We start from the raw sequence: 18,840 nt of genomic DNA, 5'->3' as shown, positions 1-18,840 counted from the left end.
GATTTCGGCACCGAGTCAGATCCCCGCGAAAATCCCCTCATAGACCGGTTCCAGCGTCTCAGTCTCAAACAGAGACGACACCGATGTGCCGTTCCAGATGTTCAGGATCGCCTGCGCGAACACCGGCGCGGTGGGTACGATGCGGATGTTCTTGGCGGCTTTCACGGCCTCGGTCGGCGCGATGGAATCGGTGATCACAAGCGATTTCATCACCGAATTGGTGATCCGCTCGACCGCCGGGCCGGACAGCACGCCATGGGTGATATAGGAATGCACCTCGGTCGCGCCCGCCTTGGTCAGCACTTCGGCCGCCTTGCAGAGCGTACCGGCGGTGTCGCAGATGTCATCGACGATGATGCATTTCTTGCCGGTTACATCGCCGATCACGGTCATTTCCGCCACTTCACCGGCCTTTTCGCGGCGCTTGTCCACGATCGACAGCGGCGCCCCGATGCGTTTTGCCAGTTCCCGCGCACGCGCGACGCCGCCCACATCCGGCGAGACGACCATGATGTCATCCATGTTGCCTTTGAACTGGTGCTTGATGTCCAGCGCAAAGACCGGGCTGGCATAGAGGTTGTCCACCGGAATATCGAAAAAGCCCTGAATCTGGGCCGCATGCAGGTCCATGGTCAGCACCCGTTCGATTCCTGCCTCGACGATCATGTTGGCCACCAGCTTGGCCGAAATCGGCGTGCGCGCCTTGGCGCGGCGATCCTGGCGGGCATAACCGAAATAGGGGATCACGGCGGTGATGCGGCTGGCCGAGGAGCGGCGCAGCGCATCGGACATGATGAGCAGTTCCATCAGGTGGTCATTGGCCGGGTTCGACGTGGACTGGATGATGAACATGTCCTCGCCGCGCACGTTCTCGAACACTTCGACAAAGACTTCCTGATCGTTGAACCGCTCGACCCGCGCATCGACCAGCCCGACATTCATGCCGCGATGCATGGACATCCGGCGTGCGATTGCGCTGGCAAGCGGCAGGTTGGCATTGCCGGAGATGAGCTTGGGTTCGATGATCTGGGGCATGGGGCTTTCCGAGTGGCGATGGGGACAGAATCGTGGCGTTGACACCGCTTAGCATGGGGTTACCGTGCACAAAAGCGACAGGGACCGGGAGCGCACACATTGGGACAAATTGACTACTTCTTCGCCACATATTCCCCGTACACCTATCTGGCGGGTCAACGGCTCGAAGAGATCGCGGCGCGCCACGGGGTAACGATCACCTACAAACCGTTCGACGTGGTCGGCATCTTTGCCCGGTCGGGCGGCACACCGCTGCCAGAACGGCCCGACTGCCGCAAGGAATACCGGCTGCAGGAATTGCAGCGCCAGTCGCGCAAGCACGGGCTGCCGATCAACCTGCAACCGGCCTATTTCCCGCCCAATGGCGCGCCGTCGGCCTATGCGTTCATCGCCGCGCAAAAGGCGGGTGGGGGTGATCTGGGCAAGCTGGCCCATTCCATCACCCGGGCCTGCTGGGCCGAGGAGCGTGACATTGCCGATGATGCGGTAATCCGCGACCTGCTGGAGCAGGCGGGGTTCGATCCGGGCCTGACTGACAGTGGCTTGCTGGTGGGGGCCGAAACCTATGCCGCCAATCTCGAAGAGGCGGTGACGCGCGGCGTGTTTGGCGCGCCCTTCTACATCACCGAAGATGACCAGCGGTTCTGGGGGCAGGACCGGCTTGAGGATCTTGACCTGTACCTCTCGGGCAAGATCTGAGCTGATGCCGGTCAGGACGGTTGCAGGTGTCGACACCTATTGGACCCGCACGGGCAACGGGCGGCGCAAGGCGGTGCTGCTGCATTGTTCGCTGGCGTCGTCGCGGGCCTGGGGGCCTTTGAGCGCGGTGCTGGATACGCATCTGGACATGACTTTGCTGGATTTTCCCGGCCATGGAAAAACGGCGGACTGGGATGAAACGCGGGACTATCAGGACCTGTGCACCGAGATTGCGCAGGATTTTCTGCCCGAGGGTGCCTGCGATCTGATCGGGCACAGTTTCGGGGCGACCGTGGCGCTGCGGCTGGCCCATGCCATGCCGGAACGGGTGCGCAGCCTGACCCTGATCGAGCCGGTGTTCTTTGCAGCGGCCTATGCCGACCGGCCGGACCTTCGGGTGGTACATGACCGGATGCTGGGCGATTTTTCCGATGCGCTGGACCGGGGCGACATGCACGCTGCAGCGGCGCATTTCACCGCTGTCTGGGGCGATGGCCGCCCGTGGGAGGCGCTGCCCGACGAGATGCGCCACAAGATGGCGGCGCGCATTCACATGGTGCCCGCGTCCCATGCGGCGCTGAACACGGACCGGCAGGGGATGTTGCTGCCCGGCGGGCTACAGCATGTGACCTGCCCGGTGCTGCTCGTCGAGGGGAGCGAAAGCCCCGATCTCATGTCGCTGATCAACGATGGTCTGGCCCGGCGCTTGACCGATGCGCGCCGCGTGGTGATTTCGGGTGCGGGGCATATGGTGCCGATCACCCATGCGGCACAGGTCGCGCGCGAGATCTGGGCTTTGCTGCAGGAGACCGCCGTCGCGACACCGACGCGCGCGATGGATTAAAGCGTTTCCAGTTTTCGTTGAAACAAGGCATCGCCAATGTCCCGAGAGCGCCAAAGGCGTGGCAGGGTATTGGCGATTCAAGTTAAACTGGAAACGCTCTAGGTCCGGACAGCGGCTACAGGGGCAAATCTTTTGCAAGAGATTTGCAAATGTCTTCGAAGACATTTGGCACCGCGGCGCCTGTCAGGATTTCTTGCCGATCTTCGGCTCGGTCCCTTGCAGGATGCGGCTGATATTCTGGTGATGGCGGATGAAGACGATCACAGCCAGCGCCGCCGCCAGCACCACCATCGAACCATAGCCCAGCAGCCAGGCCCAGAGCGGGGCCAGTGCCGCCGCCAGCAGCGCCGAGGCCGAGGAGATACGCGTGATCACCGCGCCCGCCAGCCAAGTCGCGCAGGCCGCAAGCCCCAGTGGAAATGCCAGCCCCAGCAGCAGGCCAAGGAAGGTCGCAACCCCCTTGCCGCCGCGAAAGCCCAGCCAGACCGGAAAGCAATGGCCCAGAAAGGCGCAAAGCCCCGCCAGTTGCGCCGCGTCCTCCGCCGCCAGTGCCCGCGCGATCAGCACCGCCGCCGCGCCCTTGCCGCTATCAAGGATCAGCGTCGCCAGCGCCGCCGGTTTGTTGCCGGTGCGCAGCACGTTGGTCGCGCCAATATTGCCTGACCCGATCTGGCGCAGATCGCCCAGTCCCATTACCCGTGCGATCACGATGCCAAAGGGGATCGACCCCAAAAGGTAACCCAGCGCGGCCCAGAGCAGCAGGCCCGCGAGGGCGGTTTCCATCACAGGCATCAGAGCTCTCCGTAAACGCAGGTGCCGCCGACATAGGTCGCCAGCACCTTGCCCTGCAGCCGCGCGCCGTCAAACGGTGTGTTCTTGGATTTGGATTGCAGCTTCGCGCGGTCCAGCACCAGCGGCGCATCCGGATCGAACAGCACAAGATCGGCAGGCGCTCCGGGGACCAGCCGCCCGGCCGTGAGCCCCAGGCGCTTCGCCGGGTTCAGGCTGAGCGCGGCGAACAGCCCGGGCAGGCTCAGATCGCCGGAATGCACCAGCCGCAGCGCGGCGGGCAAAAGCGTCTCCAGCGCCACCGCGCCGCTGGCCGCTTCTTCAAACGGCAGGCGTTTGCTTTCTTCGTCCTGCGGTGTGTGCATGGACGAAATCACGTCGATCAGCCCGTCCCGCAACGCCGCCACCACGGCGAGCCGGTCGTCCTCGGCGCGCAAGGGCGGCTTGACCTTGAAGAAGGTGCGATAGCCCGCCACGTCCATTTCGTTCAGCGTCAGGTGATGGATCGACACACCCGCCGTCACATCCAGCCCGTTGCGCTTGGCGCGTTCCAGCGCGGGCAGGGCGCGGGCGGTGGTGATCTGGTCGAAATGGGCGCGCACGCCGGTCATCTCGATCATCGTGATGTCGCGGTCCAGCCCCATGCGTTCCGCCATCGGCGACACCGCCGGCAGCCCGTAGAGCGAGGCGAACTTGCCCGATGTGGCCACCGCGCCGGTGGACAGGCCCGGCTCCTGCGGATGCAGGAGCACCAGCGCGCCCAGGCTCTTCGCATAGCTCAGCGCCCGGGTCAGCACCTTGGTATTGGCGGTGACATGATCGCAATCGGTAAAAGCCACCGCACCGGCATCCATCAGAAAGCCGATCTCGGCCATCTCGCGGCCTTCGCGCGCTTTGGTGAGCGCCGCCATGTGCAGCACATTGACCGGCGCGTCGGCCTGCGCCCGGCGGGCGACAAACTCCAGCGCCTCGGGCGTGTCGATGGCGGGCGTCGTGTCGGGCCGGGTGATCATGGTGGTCACGCCCCCCGCCGCCGCCGCGCGCCCCGCCGAGGCATAGCTTTCCTTGTGCCGCTCGCCCGGTTCGCAGACCTTGACGCCCAGATCGACGATCCCCGGCGCAAGGCATTTGCCGTGGCAGTCGATGGTCGTGCCCGTGTCTTGTGGCATGTCAGAGGCGCTGCCGCGTGCGGTGATGACACCGTTTTCGACGCGCAACCAGCCGAGGCTGTCGCTGCCTGTCTCCGGGTCGATCAGCCGGGCATTGGTGAAAAGCATCTGTGTCATCTCCTTACCCCGCTACCCATACCATCACCGCCACCAGCGCAAACAGCACCAAGAGCGCGACCATGGCAACGCGGCCCGACATTTTCGGGTCATTGGGTTCCTGCATCCTGCCCTCGCTGTATACCAGTCATGAGTTTGAGCACCTCGCGCGCCGCGTTGATCCGTTCAAAGCCGATATTCACCCTGTGGCTGCCATTCTTGGTGCGCTTGAATTCATGGGCGAACCAGATCGAGCCGGGATCGCCGTCTTCCAGCGATAGCGCCGTGTCCGAGGTGACTGGATAGCTCTTGAGCGATTTTCCCTTGATGGGCAGATCGGTTGCGATGAAAGCCCGGTCCGTTGTCAGCGTGTACCATGTGCGTCGCCGGAGGAATGTGGGCCAGTAAAAACCGTGAAAGGCCACCCCGACACCCACCGAGAAATGGATCAGTCCGAACATCCACATCGGGCCCGGCCCGTTGGCGGCCAGCATCATCCAGACCAGCGCGAACCCGGCAAAGAACAGCCCGAACACCCCTTCCGCGATCCGAGCGCCGGTCAGGTGAAACGCCCCATCGGGACGTCCCTGCCAGAGGATCGTCTCGCCCTCATGCAGGATGCCCTCCCATCCGGTCGCGGCACTCATGGCAGCGCCTCGGTGATGGTGCGCGCGATGGCGGCCGGGTCGGGCTGATACTTGATCAGGTGCTTGTCGCCGCTGCGGGTGATCACCTGCACGGCGCTCAGGATCGGGCGCGCGGTCTCGATCTGGCCCAGCGGCAGGGACATGTCGCCAAGGCGCAGATGCCCGTCCTCAAGCACCCAGACACGGGCCAGTTCCTCGGACGCCATGTACCAGCCGCGCACGGCAATCGCCCCCAGCCCGGCCACCGCGCCGGTCCAGACATGCGGGTTATCCATCACCCACAGCAACAGCATCGCCGCGCCCATGCCGATGGCCGCCATGACGGCGTGGTCGCGCATGTAGATCTCGCGGTCGGGGCGGAATTCGGTCCTGAGCTGCATCATGGGGTCCGCGCCCCGATGGAGATGGCGACGATCACACCCACCGCCACAAGCCCGGCGATGATCCAGGCGGCGCTGCGGTTCCGCGCGGGTGGTTGCACGGGGGCTGCGGGCGGCGGGGGCACCATACCCTGCGCTGCGGCGCTGGTCAGCGGCTCCAGTGTCTGGTCGCCGCGCGCCTCGCCAAAGGTGGCGATCCAGCGCAGCGGGCGTCTCACGCGCAGGGTCTGGCCGATGCGTTCAAAGGCCGAGGAACGCATTACCATCACAGACCCCTTGACCCGGTCCAGCTGGGGGCGCAACGGGGCGATTTCATCGGCGGGGATGCCGTGCCCTTCGGACAGGTAATCGGCCAGCGCCATGCCCGACAGGTCGTTCATGTCAAACAGGTCGATATGATCGGGGTCGAGCGCCTCTGCGCCGGTGAGCTGTTTCAGGCCCTGCGCCTCCTCCTCGACCAGCGGCTGCGCCGCGTCCAGCGGCAGGTCCACCGTGAAGACCCGCACCAGCCCGTATTCGCCGGGCGGTATGTCCAGCCGGTCGCTCACGCCATGACCTCGCGGGTCTCGCGCGCGGCGCGCAGGTTGCGCGCCAGAAGGTCCATCGCCGCCATGCGCACGGCGACACCCATTTCCACCTGTTCCTGAATGACCGAGCGGTTGATGTCGTCCGCGATCTCGCCGTCGATCTCAACGCCCCGGTTCATCGGGCCGGGATGCATGACGATGGCGTCGGGCTTGGCATGGCTGAGCTTTTCCGCGTCCAGCCCATAGCGGTGGTAATATTCCCGCTCGGACGGGATGAACCCGCCATCCATGCGCTCGCGCTGTAGCCGCAGCATCATCACCACGTCCACGTCTTTCAGCCCTTCGCGCATGTCGTCATAGACCTCGACGCCAAATTCACCGATGCCCGCCGGAAGCAGCGTGGGCGGCCCGACAAGACGCACGCGGTTCTCCATCTTGCCCAGCAGGATGATGTTCGAGCGCGCCACGCGGGAATGGGCGATGTCGCCACAGATCGCGATATTGAGCCGATGCAGCCGCCCCTTGGCGCGGCGGATGGTCAGCGCGTCCAGCAGCGCCTGTGTCGGGTGCTCGTGCTTGCCGTCACCGGCGTTGAGCACCGCGCAGTTGACTTTCTGCGCAAGCAGGTCCACCGCCCCGGAATGCGGGTGGCGCACCACCAGAAGGTCGGGATGCATGGCGTTGAGCGTCAGCGCCGTGTCGATCAGCGTCTCGCCCTTTTTGATCGAGCTGGCCTGCATCGCCATGTTCATCACATCCGCGCCCAGCCGCTGGCCTGCCAGTTCAAAGCTGGCTTGCGTCCGGGTGGAGTTTTCAAAGAACATGTTGATCTGGGTCAGCCCGGCCAGCGCGTCGCCATGTTTCTGGGGCTGGCGGTTCAGACGCACGTAATCGTCGGCCAGATCGAGAATCGTGGTGATTTCCGTCGGGTGCAGCGGCTCGATGCCTAACAGATGGCGCTGGGTAAAGGTCATGGCCTGCTCCTGTCCGGGTATTGACCCGCTTATAAGTGGGCATGCAGGGGCGTTCAATGGGCGCGGAATGGTGATTTTCATTGCCCGCGCAGGGCGCTACTGTTTGCGGCGATGGAGTATCACGAACATATTGCCCTGCGGGCCGCTCTGGAGTGGCAGATCGAGGCGGGCGTCATCGACGCGCTGGGCGAAGAGCCTGTGGACCGTTACGCCGTGCAGCTTGAGGCCAGGGCCGCGCCGAAGCCTGAAGCCAGGGTAAAGGCCCCCGCCGCCCCGGTCGAGATGCCCAAGGTGGACCCGGTGGTGGTGGCGCAGCAATCGGCGGCACAGGCCGGGGATCTGGCGGCGCTGGAACAGGCGCTTTCGGCGTTCGAGCATTGTGAGCTGAAGATGGGCGCGCGCAATCTGGTGTTTTCCGATGGCAGCCCGGACGCCCGGGTGATGATCATCGGCGAAGCGCCGGGCCGCGACGAGGACCGGCAGGGCAAGCCGTTTGTGGGCCGGGCCGGGCAGTTGCTGGACAAGATGCTGGCGGCCATCGGGCTGAACCGGGCCGAGAGCGTCTATATCACCAATGTGCTGCCCTGGCGGCCACCGCAGAACCGTGATCCGAAACCGGACGAGATTGCCATGATGCGCCCCTTTGTGCAGCGGCATGTCGAGTTGGTGGCGCCGGAGTTGGTGGTGCTGATGGGCAATATCTCTTGTGACGCCGGGCTGGGGCGGCGCGGAATAACCCGGCTGCGCGGGCACTGGACCGAGGCCTATGGCAAACCGGCCCTGCCGATGTTCCACCCCGCTTATCTGTTGCGACAGCCGCAGATGAAGCGCGAGGCCTGGGCGGATTTGCTGGAGATCAGGGCGCGTTTGGGCTGAGGCTACAAGCAGGGAGACACAGGTGAGCCGTATCGACGAAAGCAAGGAATTCATCCCGGTCCGCATCGCGGTGTTGACCGTGAGCGACAGCCGCTCATTGGCCGAGGATCGCTCGGGCGACACGCTGGTGGGCCGGATCGAGGGCGCGGGGCATATACTGGCCGATCGCAAGATCATCCCCGATGAGCGCGCCGAGATTGCCGAGCAACTGCGCGCGTGGTGCGCGGACCCCGATATTGACGTGGTCATCTCCACCGGCGGCACGGGGCTGACCGGCCGGGATGTGAGCGTCGAGGCGCATCGCGATGTCTATGAGAAAGAGATCGACGCCTTTGGCACCGTCTTTACCATCGTGTCGATGAACAAGATCGGCACCTCCGCCGTGCAATCCCGCGCCACCGGCGGCGTGGCGAACGGCACCTATCTCTTTGCGCTGCCCGGCAGTCCCGGTGCCTGCAAGGATGCCTGGGACGAGATTCTGAGCCTGCAGCTCGATTACCGGCACCGTCCCTGTAACTTTGTCGAGATTTTTCCGCGTCTGACCGAACATCAGCGACGGAAATAACGCCTCTGGCCGTAACATGGGTGCGAGTCGCGCTTGGCATTGACCGGGCGGCGGCTACATTACATGTGCTGAATATGTGAAAGGCCGCGCCCCATGCGCTTTCTTCGTCAAAGCCTGTCCGGGCTGTTTCTTCTTGCGCTGACGCTGGGGCTGTTGGCCTATGCGGGCCAGATGGTGCGCGAAGCCGTTCAGGCCCGCCTGTCCGAGGAACCGCGCGAACGCCCGGCCCGCGAACGCATCTTTGCGGTCAATGTGGTCACCGCCGCGCCGCAGACCGTGACGCCGATCCTGACCGCTTTTGGCGAGGTGCAGAGCCGCCGCGAGCTGGAAGTGCGCGCCGCGACGGCGGGGCAGATCGTGGAACTGGCTGAGGGGTTCGAAGAGGGCGGACATGTGAGCGCGGGGCAGTTGCTGGTCCAGATCGACCCCGGCGATGCGCAGCTTGTGCTGGACCGGGTGCAATCGGACCTGCGCGATGCGCGGGCCGAACAGACCGAAGCAGAGGCCGCGCTGGTTCTGGCGCGCGATGAGCTGGCCGCGGCAGAGGAACAGGTCGAGCTGCGTGAAAAGGCGTTCCGCCGTCAGGTGGACCTGCAGCAGCGTGGGGTTGGCACGGCGGCGGCGGTGGAAACAGCCGAGCTTGCGGCGTCCTCCGCGCGGCAGGCGGTGCTGACCCGTCGTCAGGCCGTGGCGCAGGCCGAGGCGCGGGTGGCACAGGCCGCGACGGCGCTGGAGCGCGTGGGAATCGCGCTGGCCGAGGCCGAGCGGCGGCTGGAAGACACCCGCATCACCGCGCGCTTTACCGGCACGCTGTCGGATGTGAACGCCACGCTTGGGCGGCTGGTGTCCAACAACGAACAACTGGCGCGGTTGGTCGATCCCGCGTCGCTGGAAGTGTCCTTCCGCGTCTCCACGGCGCAATATGCGCGGTTGCTGGACGATGCTGGCGATCTGCGCCGGGCACCGGTTGCGGTGACGCTGGATGTGTTCGGCACCGATCTGGTGACGACAGGCACGCTGGTGCGTGACAGCGCCGCAGTGGGCGAAGGCCAGACCGGGCGCTTGCTCTTTGCGCGGCTGGAGGCGCCCAAGGGGCTGAAGCCCGGCGATTTCGTCACGGTCGAAATCGAAGAGCCGCCGCTGGAGCGGGTGGTGCGCCTGCCGTCTTCGGCGCTGGATGCGGATAACGAGGTTCTGGTGCTGGGCGAAGAGGACCGGCTGGAAGAGTTGCAGGTCACGCTGTTGCGCCGTCAGGGCGATGACGTGCTGGTGCGCGGGCCGGGCCTGCGCGGGCGCGACGTGGTGGCCGAGCGCACGCCGCTCTTGGGGGCGGGGATCAAGGTGCGGCCTTTGCGTCCCGGTGACGCCGCCGCTGCGCCGGAAGAACCCGAGATGCTGGTACTGTCTGACGAACGCCGCGCCAGGCTGCGCGCCTTTGTCGAGGCGAACACGCGTATGCCCAAGGAGGCGCGCGACCGTATCCTTGCCCAGCTGGAACAGGCAAAAGTGCCGGCGCAGATGGTGCAGCGGATCGAAGAGCGGATGGGGGGGTAGGCAGATGGTGCGTCCCATGGCCCAGTGCTGGAAGCCACGCATTGCCAGACTGCGGGGTGGCGATCTGACATTGCTTCGGAGCACTTTATGCCAGCCAAGTTACTCCAAGTTTGGATCGGCGCGCAGGTGGCAGCAAAATCGCCATCCCGGGGGGCGGTCGCCATTGGAGCGCCATTGGTCCGAGAGCCAATGGCGACGCGATGCGCGGCGGCCTTGCGGCCATGATTCCGCGCAGCAATGGAGCGCCCGTTACGCTCAAGGCGACTTCCAATGATCCGCGACCTGCCCAAAGGCCCCGGTGGCATCCTGAGCTATTTCACCCGCCACCGGACATTGGCCAACCTGCTGCTGGTGGTTCTGCTGGCCGCGGGCATCATGACCGCGCCCAATATGCGGGCGCAATTCTTTCCGGATGTGATCATCGACGAGGTCACGGTTTCCGTCGTATGGGACGGGGCGGGGGCCGAAGACGTGGACGCCGCCATCGTGCAGGTGATGGAACCCACACTTCTGGCGGTGGAAGGGGTGGAAAGCGCCTCGTCCACATCGCGCGAGGGGCGGGCCAGTATCGAGCTGGAGTTCGAACCGGGATGGGACATGTCCCGCGCCGCCGATGACGTACAGACTGCCGTAGACACCATCACCACCCTGCCGGAAGAGGCCGAAGACCCCAGCGTGCGGCGCGGCGCGTGGCGTGACCGGGTCACCGATGTTGTGATCACCGGTCCCGTGGCGGTGGGCCAGCTGGGCCGCTTTGCCGATGAACTGGTGATCCGGCTCTTCGCTGCGGGGGTCACGCGCACCACCATTCGTGGGCTGGCCGCGCCGGAAACAGTTATCGAGGTGCCCTCGGTCGCGCTGATCCAACATGACGTGAGCATGCAGCAGATCGCAGATGCCATCGCGCAGGAGGTGGATGCAGATCCGGCGGGCGATGTGACGGGCGCCAATACCCGCGTGCGCACCGGTGTCGAGAAACGCAGCGCCGAGCAGATCGAAGCCATTGTGCTGCGTTCCAACCCCTATGGCTCCAAGCTGACCGTGGGCGATGTGGCGCGCGTGCGCGTCGAGGGGATCGACCGCGAGCGGCAATATTTCGTGGGTGAGAACCCGGCAATTTCGATCCGCGTGGACCGATCCGATCAGGGCGACGCCATCGGCATCCAGCGTCAGGTTGAAGAGGTGGCGGCGGCGTTGCAGGCCACGTTGCCGGAAGGCACGAGTGTCGAGCTGATCCGCACGCGGGCGGAATATATCACCGGGCGTCTGAATATCCTTCTCGACAATGGGCTGGTGGGCCTGGGTCTTGTGCTGGCGCTGTTGTTCCTGTTCCTCAATGCGCGCATCGCTTTCTGGGTAGCGGCGGGCATTCCGGTTGCCATGTCGGCGGCGATTGCGCTGATGTTCCTGTCGGGGCTGACGCTTAACATGATCTCGCTTTTCGCGCTGATCATCACGCTGGGCATCGTGGTGGATGACGCCATCGTGGTGGGCGAACATGCCGATCATCGCTACCGGCGGCTGGGCGAAAGCCCGGTTGTGGCCGCCGAAAACGCCGCAAGACGCATGGCGATGCCGGTGTTTTCCGCCACGCTCACCACGATCATCGCGTTTTTCGGGCTTGTGGCGATTGGCGGGCGGTTTGGCGACCTGATCGCCGATATTCCGTTCACCGTGATCGTGGTGCTGGCCGCGTCGCTGGTGGAGTGTTTCCTGATCCTGCCCAACCACATGGCGCATGCGCTGACCCATCAGGCCAAGGAACATTGGTACGACATGCCATCCCGCGTGGTGAACCGGGGGTTCCGCTGGGTGCGTGATACGCTGTTCCGGCCCTTCATGGCCGGGGTGATCTGGGCGCGTTATGCGGTGCTGGCGGGGGTGGTGGTCATCCTTGCCTCGCAGGTGGCGCTGTTCATCCGTGGTGACGTTCAATGGCGGTTCTTCAATGCGCCGGAACGCGCGTCGGTGACGGGCAATTTCGCCATGGCACCGGGGGCCACCCGCGCCGACACGCTGGAGATGATGCGCGAGATGCAGCGCGCGACCGAGGATCTGGCGGCGCAGTATGAGGAACGCTATGGCCGCAACCCGCTGGACTATGTGATCGCCGAGATCGGCGGCAATGCGGGCCAGGGGCTTTCGGGCACCGATACCAAGGAACCCGACCAGCTGGGCGGGATTTCCATTGAATTGATTGATGCAGACCTGCGGCCCTATTCGTCGTTCCAGTTCGTGGGTGAATTGCAGGACGCGGTGCGCCGTCATCCGCTGGTCGAGACGGTCAGTTTCCGGGGGTGGCGCTCTGGTCCGGGGGGCGATGCGCTCGATGTGCAGTTCTATGGGGCGACAGCTCAGACGCTGAAATCCGCGTCCGAAGATCTGAAAACCGCGCTGGCGCAATTCCCCGAGGTCTCGGCGGTTGAAGACAACCTGGCGTATGACAAGGAAGAGCTGATCCTTGAGTTGACCGCGCAGGGGCAGGCGCTGGGCTTTACCATTGACGGGCTGGGACGGGTGCTGCGCCACCGGCTGAACGGGATCGAGGCCGCGACCTATCCCGATGGGCCGCGCAGCGCCACGATCCGCGTGGAACTGCCCGAGGGCGAACTGACCGCTGATTTCCTTGAGCGCACGCAATTGCGGACCGCCACGGGTGCTTATGTGCCGCTGGCCGATATCGTCAGCGTGGACCGGCGCACCGGCTTCTCAACGGTGCGGCGGGAAAACGGCATTAGGCTGATTTCCGTCACCGGAGATATTTCCGACGATGATGCGGCGCGTGCCGAAGAGATCGAGACCTCGCTGGCCGAGCAGATCCTGCCGCGCATCGCCGAAGAGCGGCAGGTTGAGTACCGGCTCGCGGGACTGAGCGAGCAGGAAGACACGTTCCTGAGCGATGCGCGCACCGGGCTGACGCTGGTGCTGCTGGGGATCTACCTCGTGCTGGCCTGGGTGTTTGCCAGCTGGACGCGGCCCGTGGTGGTCATGGCGATCATTCCTTTCGGGCTGGTGGGGACGATTTATGGCCATCACCTTTGGGAGGTGCCGCTGTCCATGTTCACGGTGGTGGGGATGCTGGGCATGACCGGGATCATCATCAACGATTCCATCGTTCTGGTGACCACGATTGATGCCTATGCCAAGGACCGGGGCCTGATCCCGTCGATCATCGACGGGGCGGCGGACCGGCTGCGGCCCGTCATGCTGACCACGCTGACCACGGTGCTGGGGCTGACGCCGCTGCTCTATGAGCAAAGCTCGCAGGCGCAGTTCCTCAAACCCACGGTGATCACGCTGGTTTATGGGCTTGGTTTCGGGATGGTGCTGGTGCTTCTGGTGGTGCCGTCGCTGATTGCGGTTCAGCATGACGTGGGACGGCTCATTGCCACGCTGCGCCGGGGCTGGCGGTTCCGCGCGGGCCGTGTGCGCGCGATGCTGGTTGTGGCGACGCTGGCGGTGATCGGCTGGCTGGCCGCGACGGTGGGCGCGGTGGCGATCAGTGGCGATCTGCCCGACGCGCTGCGCGCTCTCCTTGCCGGGGTTCTGCCGGACGAGGTGGGTATGACGACGGCGCTGGCGCTCTATCTGGCGGGGGCGGCGCTGCTGGTGCTGCTGGCCTATGTCGTGGCTGCTTTGTCGCTGATCGTTGCACGGCGCAGGGCGCGGCGTTCAACCGCCTGATCCAACCGACCCAACCTTACTGACCAGAGCAGCCGCGAATATCGACCGCGTGATCGCGGCCCAGAACGGTGATGCGCAGGCCCGAGCGATCCAGCGCAAAGGGCGTGCCATCCACATGGCTGACCACGGTTTCGGCGATGACCTTGCGACCCTTGCGTGTGGTCTGGGCCTCGGCGACCCAAAGCTGGGGGTTGCCGGTTTCGATAATGGTGAATTCCCGACCACCGGCGGAGGGCATGGAAATTTCGGCGCGCACGCCCATGCCGCCCTGCGACGGGCGCACGGCACAACTCACGCGGGTGACACCGGCCTCATCGGCGCTGAGCGGCTGATCGACCAGCGCGGCCACGATGCGCGGATCGCGTTGGCCGGGGCCTTGCGGGAGCGTGCCGGTCACGGTGATTTCCGCCGGAATACAGATGTCGTGGCAGACGCCAAGCTCGACCCGTGCCTTGACCCGGATGTCGCCTGCCGATTTCGGGCGGATCACCACCGGCAGCACGACATCGCGGGTATAGCCGATAGAGACCATGCCGTTCTGGTCCATCACCTCGGGCGTCGGCCATTGCACCGATACAGCCGCCAGATTGCGGCTGCCGCGCCAGTCAAAACGCGGCGGAATGCCCGCGTCGCCCGGCGCGCGCCAATAGGTCTTCCACCCCGGCGCCAGATCCAGCGCCAGCCCGGCCACATGGCTGCCATCGCTTTGCTGCCAACCGGGCAGGAGCGTGGCGCGGATCATCTCGCTATTGGACTGGGCCAAGGCGGCGGAGGCGCTGAGCAAAGCGGCGCACAGGGTCAGGAAAGTACGTTTCATACCCTTCAGATGCGCGAATGCCGGGTGAAATCCAACTCACTTTGTGGCGAGCCTTGCGTGTGGCTGCACTTCGTCCCATCTTTGACACAGGCCCGATGAGCCCAGCACAAAGGAAGAAAACCCCGATGACCGAGCCGATGCCCTCGAACCTGACCGGGCAATTGCTGATCGCCATGCCGGGCATGGGCGACCCCCGCTTCATGCATTCGGTGGTCTATATGTGCGCCCATTCCGAAGATGGCGCGATGGGGCTGATCATCAACAAGGCGGTGGCCGAGGTGGGCCTGCGCGAATTGCTCTCCCAGCTTGAAATCGACATGGTGCCTGACCTGCCCGCCGCGCCGGTGTTCTTTGGCGGCCCGGTGGAGCAGGGGCGCGGCTTTGTGCTGCATTCCCCGGATTACGAATCCCCGGTGGCCACGCTGAAGGTCGACGATGCCATGTCGATGACCGCGACGATGGACATCCTTGAAGAGATCGGCGCGGGGCGGGGGCCGTCGCGGCGGCTCATGGCGCTGGGTTATGCGGGCTGGGGACCGGGGCAGTTGGAGGGCGAGCTTGCGCAGAACGGCTGGCTCACATGCGCGTCGGATCCGGAGCTGATCTTTGACAGGCCGAACCCGGAGAAATGGGAGGCCGCGCTGCATATCCTTGGGGTGGACGCTCTGGCGCTGTCGGCGACAGCGGGGCATGCCTGAGAGGGCCTACGGTGGCGCAGCGGCCAGAGATCCTTTTTGCGAAAATGCGCAGGCCCGGCGTTTGGCGCGCTGCCGCGATTGCCCGGAACCTGCCGATCAAACTGTGCGCAGCGGATTCCGGGTTTGAGCCCTTTCTGCACGATGCTGCGCCGCGTTCGAACGGAAGCATTGTGGGGCAATCGGGACGTTCGGTGAGTGCGCGCTACGCGAATTCCTAACCCTATCCGGACATTTGGAGAAAGGCCTGAAGGGAAGCCAGACAGATGAATTTTGTGCCCATCGGCGGCCAAAGCATATTATCTGACGCCAACGAGCTTGTCATCGATCAGGGCCCTAATGACGGGTCTGGCTCAGTCTCCCACATCTTCCACTTCAATGGTTGCCGCGGTCCTGCCGGAACAGACCCAGCTTCTCCTGCGCCACACGGTCGGAATAGCTGAACAGCACCGACTCGCCCTCCGCCTCATGGGTGACCCAGGCCCAGCTCGGCGCGACGAAGATATCCTTCGGCCCCCACTCGAACTTCTCGCCGCCGATGGTGGTCCGCCCCCCGCCCTCGACGCAGACATAGATCGTCGCGTCCGTGGACCGGTAGGCGGCCGATTTGAACCCCTTCGGCAGCAATTGCAGGAAGGCCGCGATGGTCGGCATCGCGTGTCCGCCGTCGACCGGGTTCACATAGCGCATCTTCAGCCCGTGGCAGGGGTCCCATTCGTCCTGCGCCTTCATCCGCTCCAGTGCCTCGCGCGACCGCGCATAGGGATAGTTGAAGATCGGCGAGGCCAGCTTCTCCTGTTTGTAATCCACCGGCAGCATGTTGGCACCATAGCGCGCCAGACTGTCCCCGGTTTCCCGGCTCACCGGCTGCTCGTCGTCGCCGTAGCCCTCGGCGAACGAGGCGTCGAAATGGCTGACGATGGGGATATCGAGGCCGTCGAGCCAGATCATCGGTGCCTCGCTCTGGTTGCCGTGATCATGCCAGGCGGTCGGCGGGGTGATGACGAAATCGCCATACTTCATCATCGTCCGCTCGCCGTTCACCGCGGTGTGGGCGCCCGATCCGTCCAGCACGAAGCGCAACGCCGACTGGCTGTGCCGATGGGCCGGCGCGACCTCGCCCGGCATTACCAGTTGCAACCCTGCATAGAGCGAGGTGGTGATCTTCGACAACCCGCGCAGCCCCGGATTTTCCAGGATCAGCACCCGCCGCTCCGCCTCTTTGGCGGTGATCAGCCCGCCCGCCTCCATCAGGTATTCCCTTGCGGCGTCGAACTTCCACATATGCGCGCGGCAGCCGCTCTTCGGCTCCGGCGTGATGATGTCGGACATCACCGCCCAAAGCGGCGTGAAGGCCTTCTTTTCGATCTTGGCGTAGAACGCCAGCCGCTCCGGCGTCTCCTCGGGCTTGCTTGTCAGGGACATGGGGCTTCCTCCTCAGTTGCTCAGGCCGTTGCCACCATAGATCCACGAAAGCTGGTTGTATCAGTCCTCGGGCGACATGCCGGACATCACATGGTTGCGGACCGCCGCCCTGGCGTCGTCCGGGTGATAGATCCGACCTTCCCCATTTGACGTTCCTTCCCCGAGGTTACAGCCGCCAAAGGTGACTTACCAAGCAATTTCTGTCTCCAGCCCTCTTGCGAAGGTGCGTACCGGCCGCGAAGAGCGGCCGAGTGTGCTGGCCCTGGCGGTGCTGCTGGACTATGTGGAAAGTCTGTCAAATTCCAATAAGAAGGCAAAATTTTAGCACTTGAGTTCTATGAAAGATGTCCGCGCCTGATGCTGTGGACGGCTTCTACTCCGGCATTGCGATGTACCAAGTTGAGGTGGTTGATCAAGAACGGCAAATGTCGCTTCTTGGCACTTTCATGACTTAGCCTCAAAGGCAGTAGTCGGGACCGAACCGGACATTTGAAATATTGCTCAAATGGCGGCTTAGTCCGCGGAGCACCAGTTCCCAACCCTCATCACGAAGGGCGGCTGTCGGTTCAATTAGGACGTGCAGGGGAGCAGGTCACTTACGACGCATCAGCGCGCGGCTCTCTCTCTTTCCCTTGGCCGGCGGCCCGGCGCGGTCGGTCGTCGATCGCCTGGCCGCCGTCGGCGGTCGGTCCTACTGACCGGCTTGCGTGGCGGCGGCCGGGTTTGTGCCGCTGTTGCCTGCGGTTGCACCCCCAAAATTATGGCGGTCGGCAGCCGTGTCGCCGGGCGTGTTGTTGCCCTGATGGTTGGCACCGTGGCCGTGCCATACCGTCGTGAAGCCAGCCGGCCCATTGGGGTCGGGAGAGGCTTGTGTGACCGTACCGACAAGCACGAGTGCAACGGTTGCGCAAAATTTCTTCATGTCTGAGATCCTCTATAGGTTGAGCGATCTAATCAAGCCTGAGGACTGGGGAAAAACATTGACCACAATATGGCCGTGCTGTGGGAAGAGGTTAAAATGCATCGCCGGAACGCTGTGAAGCTGCAAACCGCTGAGACGGTTCCAAAGCTGGTTCACCCCCTCGGTGCCGCTGCCCGGCGCAACCGGTCGTTGATGGCCCGGCCCAGCCCGGTTTCGGGGATCGGGGCGACGGCGATGACCCCAGCGCCCCGGTTTGCACTCTGCGCGTCCAGCGCATGGAGGTGGCCAAAGAGATTGGCGGCGGCCTCGTGCAGGTCCCCGGCGGCAGAGAGCGTCATGTCGCCCGCAACGGGGCCAAAGCCCAAAAGCAGCTCGCCCGCCCGCGCCTCGGTGGCGTTCAGGCGCATACCCGCAGCAGGCGCGTAATGCGACAAAAGCTGTCCCGGCGCGCTGGGCGCGTCCGCATCGCCGCCGGTGGCAAGGGGCCGGCCGAGCATCGCCTCCAGCGCTTCGGCAGGCAATCCGCCGGGGCGCAGCAGAACCGGGTCTCCGGCCAGGCCAAGGATGGTGCTTTCCACCCCCACTTCGCACGCGCCACCCATCAGCACCGCCTCGATCTCCCCGTCCAGACCGGCCAGAACGTGGGCGGGTGTCGTGGGGCTGATCCGGCCCGAGGGGTTGGCCGAGGGCGCGGCCAGCGGCACGCCGACCATGCGCAACAGATCCTGCGCCAGCGGATGTGCGGGCACCCGCACCGCCAGAGTGTCGAGCCCGGCGGTGACCAGTTCGGAGATGCCGCAATCCGGGCGCAGTGGCAGCACCAGCGTCAGCGGCCCGGGCCAGAACGCGCCCGCCACCCGGTCAGCCAGATCGGACCACACCACGTAGCGTTTCGCCATGTCCGCATCTGCCACATGGGCGATCAGCGGGTTGAAGCTGGGCCGTCCCTTGGCGGCGTAGATCCCGGCCACGGCGGTGCCGTTTGTGGCATCCGCACCCAGCCCATAGACCGTCTCGGTCGGGAAGGCGACGCGCCCGCCGTCGCGCAGGATTTCGGCGGCGCGGGCAAGGCCCGTTTCGGTCGGTTCAAGCCGTTCTGTGATGGGTTTCTCCATGATCCGTGACGCCGCGTTTGGGTTGCT

19 protein-coding genes are annotated in these 18,840 nt (G+C 64.8%); 8 read left to right on the top strand and 11 right to left on the bottom strand.

Annotated features, from left to right (window positions below):
- Positions 1 to 15 precede the first annotated feature (15 nt).
- Positions 16 to 1,035, bottom strand: coding sequence for a ribose-phosphate pyrophosphokinase (locus tag PGB28_RS16165; protein ID WP_271422561.1), 1,020 nt, complete (start codon positions 1,033 to 1,035; stop codon positions 16 to 18).
- Between the two features lie 99 nt (positions 1,036 to 1,134).
- Between PGB28_RS16165 and PGB28_RS16160 the strand changes: the two genes are divergently transcribed.
- Positions 1,135 to 1,734 (top strand): 2-hydroxychromene-2-carboxylate isomerase, encoded by a 600-nt coding sequence (locus PGB28_RS16160; protein ID WP_271422560.1) that lies wholly within the window; start codon positions 1,135 to 1,137, stop codon positions 1,732 to 1,734.
- 4 nt (positions 1,735 to 1,738) lie between these two features.
- Positions 1,739 to 2,578, top strand: a complete 840-nt coding sequence (locus tag PGB28_RS16155; protein ID WP_271422559.1) for an alpha/beta fold hydrolase — start codon at positions 1,739 to 1,741, stop codon at positions 2,576 to 2,578.
- A 183-nt stretch (positions 2,579 to 2,761) separates the two neighbouring features.
- On the opposite strand, the gene plsY is transcribed toward PGB28_RS16155, so the two are convergent.
- From plsY to PGB28_RS16125, 6 genes are all read right to left on the bottom strand, one after another.
- Positions 2,762 to 3,370, bottom strand: a complete 609-nt coding sequence (gene plsY, locus PGB28_RS16150) for a glycerol-3-phosphate 1-O-acyltransferase PlsY (RefSeq protein ID WP_271422558.1) — start codon at positions 3,368 to 3,370, stop codon at positions 2,762 to 2,764.
- Positions 3,370 to 4,653: a dihydroorotase gene (gene pyrC, locus PGB28_RS16145; RefSeq protein WP_271422557.1), complete on the bottom strand. Its 1,284-nt coding sequence runs from the start codon at positions 4,651 to 4,653 to the stop codon at positions 3,370 to 3,372. Before pyrC ends, plsY begins: the two co-directional genes overlap by 1 nt.
- Positions 4,654 to 4,742: 89 nt before the next feature.
- Positions 4,743 to 5,279 (bottom strand): aspartate carbamoyltransferase catalytic subunit, encoded by a 537-nt coding sequence (locus PGB28_RS16140; RefSeq protein WP_271422556.1) that lies wholly within the window; start codon positions 5,277 to 5,279, stop codon positions 4,743 to 4,745.
- Positions 5,276 to 5,662 carry a hypothetical protein gene (locus PGB28_RS16135; RefSeq protein ID WP_333908245.1) on the bottom strand — a complete coding sequence of 129 codons (387 nt, stop codon included), beginning with the start codon at positions 5,660 to 5,662 and terminating at the stop codon, positions 5,276 to 5,278. The genes PGB28_RS16140 and PGB28_RS16135 overlap by 4 nt, the downstream gene beginning before the upstream one ends.
- Complete coding sequence (locus PGB28_RS16130) at positions 5,659 to 6,207, bottom strand: hypothetical protein (protein WP_271422555.1); 549 nt, start codon at positions 6,205 to 6,207, stop codon at positions 5,659 to 5,661. Before PGB28_RS16130 ends, PGB28_RS16135 begins: the two co-directional genes overlap by 4 nt.
- Positions 6,204 to 7,160 (bottom strand): aspartate carbamoyltransferase catalytic subunit, encoded by a 957-nt coding sequence (locus tag PGB28_RS16125; RefSeq protein ID WP_271422554.1) that lies wholly within the window; start codon positions 7,158 to 7,160, stop codon positions 6,204 to 6,206. The genes PGB28_RS16130 and PGB28_RS16125 overlap by 4 nt, the downstream gene beginning before the upstream one ends.
- 111 nt (positions 7,161 to 7,271) lie before the next feature.
- On the opposite strand from PGB28_RS16125, the gene PGB28_RS16120 reads away from it, so the two are divergent.
- The 4 genes from PGB28_RS16120 to PGB28_RS16105 all read left to right on the top strand — a co-directional run bounded on the left by PGB28_RS16120 (position 7,272) and on the right by PGB28_RS16105 (position 13,839).
- On the top strand, positions 7,272 to 8,036 hold the full coding sequence (locus PGB28_RS16120; RefSeq protein ID WP_271422553.1) for a uracil-DNA glycosylase: 765 nt from the start codon (positions 7,272 to 7,274) through the stop codon (positions 8,034 to 8,036).
- Between the two features lie 22 nt (positions 8,037 to 8,058).
- Positions 8,059 to 8,601, top strand: coding sequence for a molybdenum cofactor biosynthesis protein B (gene moaB, locus PGB28_RS16115; protein WP_271422552.1), 543 nt, complete (start codon positions 8,059 to 8,061; stop codon positions 8,599 to 8,601).
- 93 nt (positions 8,602 to 8,694) lie between these two features.
- A complete protein-coding gene (locus tag PGB28_RS16110; RefSeq protein ID WP_271422551.1) occupies positions 8,695 to 10,155 on the top strand; it encodes an efflux RND transporter periplasmic adaptor subunit in 1,461 nt (486 codons plus the stop codon).
- Positions 10,156 to 10,425: 270 nt separating this feature from the next.
- Positions 10,426 to 13,839 carry an efflux RND transporter permease subunit gene (locus PGB28_RS16105; protein ID WP_271422550.1) on the top strand — a complete coding sequence of 1,138 codons (3,414 nt, stop codon included), beginning with the start codon at positions 10,426 to 10,428 and terminating at the stop codon, positions 13,837 to 13,839.
- A 16-nt stretch (positions 13,840 to 13,855) separates the two neighbouring features.
- On the opposite strand, the gene PGB28_RS16100 is transcribed toward PGB28_RS16105, so the two are convergent.
- Complete coding sequence (locus tag PGB28_RS16100) at positions 13,856 to 14,656, bottom strand: protein-disulfide reductase DsbD domain-containing protein (protein WP_271422549.1); 801 nt, start codon at positions 14,654 to 14,656, stop codon at positions 13,856 to 13,858.
- Between the two features lie 95 nt (positions 14,657 to 14,751).
- Here PGB28_RS16100 and PGB28_RS16095 point away from each other — a divergent pair, with 95 nt between their 5' ends.
- On the top strand, positions 14,752 to 15,354 hold the full coding sequence (locus PGB28_RS16095) for a YqgE/AlgH family protein (protein ID WP_271422548.1): 603 nt from the start codon (positions 14,752 to 14,754) through the stop codon (positions 15,352 to 15,354).
- Positions 15,355 to 15,726: 372 nt separating this feature from the next.
- Here the strand turns inward: PGB28_RS16095 and gtdA are convergent, their stop codons facing one another.
- Complete coding sequence (gtdA, locus tag PGB28_RS16090) at positions 15,727 to 16,776, bottom strand: gentisate 1,2-dioxygenase (RefSeq protein WP_271422547.1); 1,050 nt, start codon at positions 16,774 to 16,776, stop codon at positions 15,727 to 15,729.
- Positions 16,777 to 16,957: 181 nt separating this feature from the next.
- Here gtdA and PGB28_RS16085 point away from each other — a divergent pair, with 181 nt between their 5' ends.
- On the top strand, positions 16,958 to 17,101 hold the full coding sequence (locus PGB28_RS16085; RefSeq protein ID WP_271422546.1) for a hypothetical protein: 144 nt from the start codon (positions 16,958 to 16,960) through the stop codon (positions 17,099 to 17,101).
- 366 nt (positions 17,102 to 17,467) lie between these two features.
- Here the strand turns inward: PGB28_RS16085 and PGB28_RS16080 are convergent, their stop codons facing one another.
- Both PGB28_RS16080 and PGB28_RS16075 read right to left on the bottom strand, forming a co-directional pair.
- Positions 17,468 to 17,698 carry a hypothetical protein gene (locus PGB28_RS16080; RefSeq protein WP_271422545.1) on the bottom strand — a complete coding sequence of 77 codons (231 nt, stop codon included), beginning with the start codon at positions 17,696 to 17,698 and terminating at the stop codon, positions 17,468 to 17,470.
- A 152-nt stretch (positions 17,699 to 17,850) separates the two neighbouring features.
- Positions 17,851 to 18,813 carry an L-threonylcarbamoyladenylate synthase gene (locus PGB28_RS16075; RefSeq protein ID WP_271422544.1) on the bottom strand — a complete coding sequence of 321 codons (963 nt, stop codon included), beginning with the start codon at positions 18,811 to 18,813 and terminating at the stop codon, positions 17,851 to 17,853.
- Between the last annotated feature and the right edge of the window lie 27 nt (positions 18,814 to 18,840).

The organism is Primorskyibacter aestuariivivens (genome assembly GCF_028023675.1).
Taxonomy (GTDB): Bacteria; Pseudomonadota; Alphaproteobacteria; order Rhodobacterales; family Rhodobacteraceae; genus Marinovum; species Marinovum aestuariivivens.
This window is presented reverse-complemented; position numbering and strand designations above follow the sequence as displayed.

Coding starts and splice junctions, on each gene's coding strand:
- PGB28_RS16165 (WP_271422561.1), bottom strand. CDS start 1,035: ATGCCCCAGATCATCGAACCCAAGCTCATCTCCGGCAATGCCAACCTG.
- PGB28_RS16155 (WP_271422559.1), top strand. CDS start 1,739: ATGCCGGTCAGGACGGTTGCAGGTGTCGACACCTATTGGACCCGCACG.
- plsY (WP_271422558.1), bottom strand. CDS start 3,370: ATGCCTGTGATGGAAACCGCCCTCGCGGGCCTGCTGCTCTGGGCCGCG.
- pyrC (WP_271422557.1), bottom strand. CDS start 4,653: ATGACACAGATGCTTTTCACCAATGCCCGGCTGATCGACCCGGAGACA.
- PGB28_RS16140 (WP_271422556.1), bottom strand. CDS start 5,279: ATGAGTGCCGCGACCGGATGGGAGGGCATCCTGCATGAGGGCGAGACG.
- PGB28_RS16135 (WP_333908245.1), bottom strand. CDS start 5,662: ATGATGCAGCTCAGGACCGAATTCCGCCCCGACCGCGAGATCTACATG.
- PGB28_RS16125 (WP_271422554.1), bottom strand. CDS start 7,160: ATGACCTTTACCCAGCGCCATCTGTTAGGCATCGAGCCGCTGCACCCG.
- PGB28_RS16120 (WP_271422553.1), top strand. CDS start 7,272: ATGGAGTATCACGAACATATTGCCCTGCGGGCCGCTCTGGAGTGGCAG.
- PGB28_RS16110 (WP_271422551.1), top strand. CDS start 8,695: ATGCGCTTTCTTCGTCAAAGCCTGTCCGGGCTGTTTCTTCTTGCGCTG.
- PGB28_RS16105 (WP_271422550.1), top strand. CDS start 10,426: ATGATCCGCGACCTGCCCAAAGGCCCCGGTGGCATCCTGAGCTATTTC.
- PGB28_RS16100 (WP_271422549.1), bottom strand. CDS start 14,656: ATGAAACGTACTTTCCTGACCCTGTGCGCCGCTTTGCTCAGCGCCTCC.
- PGB28_RS16095 (WP_271422548.1), top strand. CDS start 14,752: ATGAGCCCAGCACAAAGGAAGAAAACCCCGATGACCGAGCCGATGCCC.
- gtdA (WP_271422547.1), bottom strand. CDS start 16,776: ATGTCCCTGACAAGCAAGCCCGAGGAGACGCCGGAGCGGCTGGCGTTC.
- PGB28_RS16080 (WP_271422545.1), bottom strand. CDS start 17,698: ATGAAGAAATTTTGCGCAACCGTTGCACTCGTGCTTGTCGGTACGGTC.
- PGB28_RS16075 (WP_271422544.1), bottom strand. CDS start 18,813: ATGGAGAAACCCATCACAGAACGGCTTGAACCGACCGAAACGGGCCTT.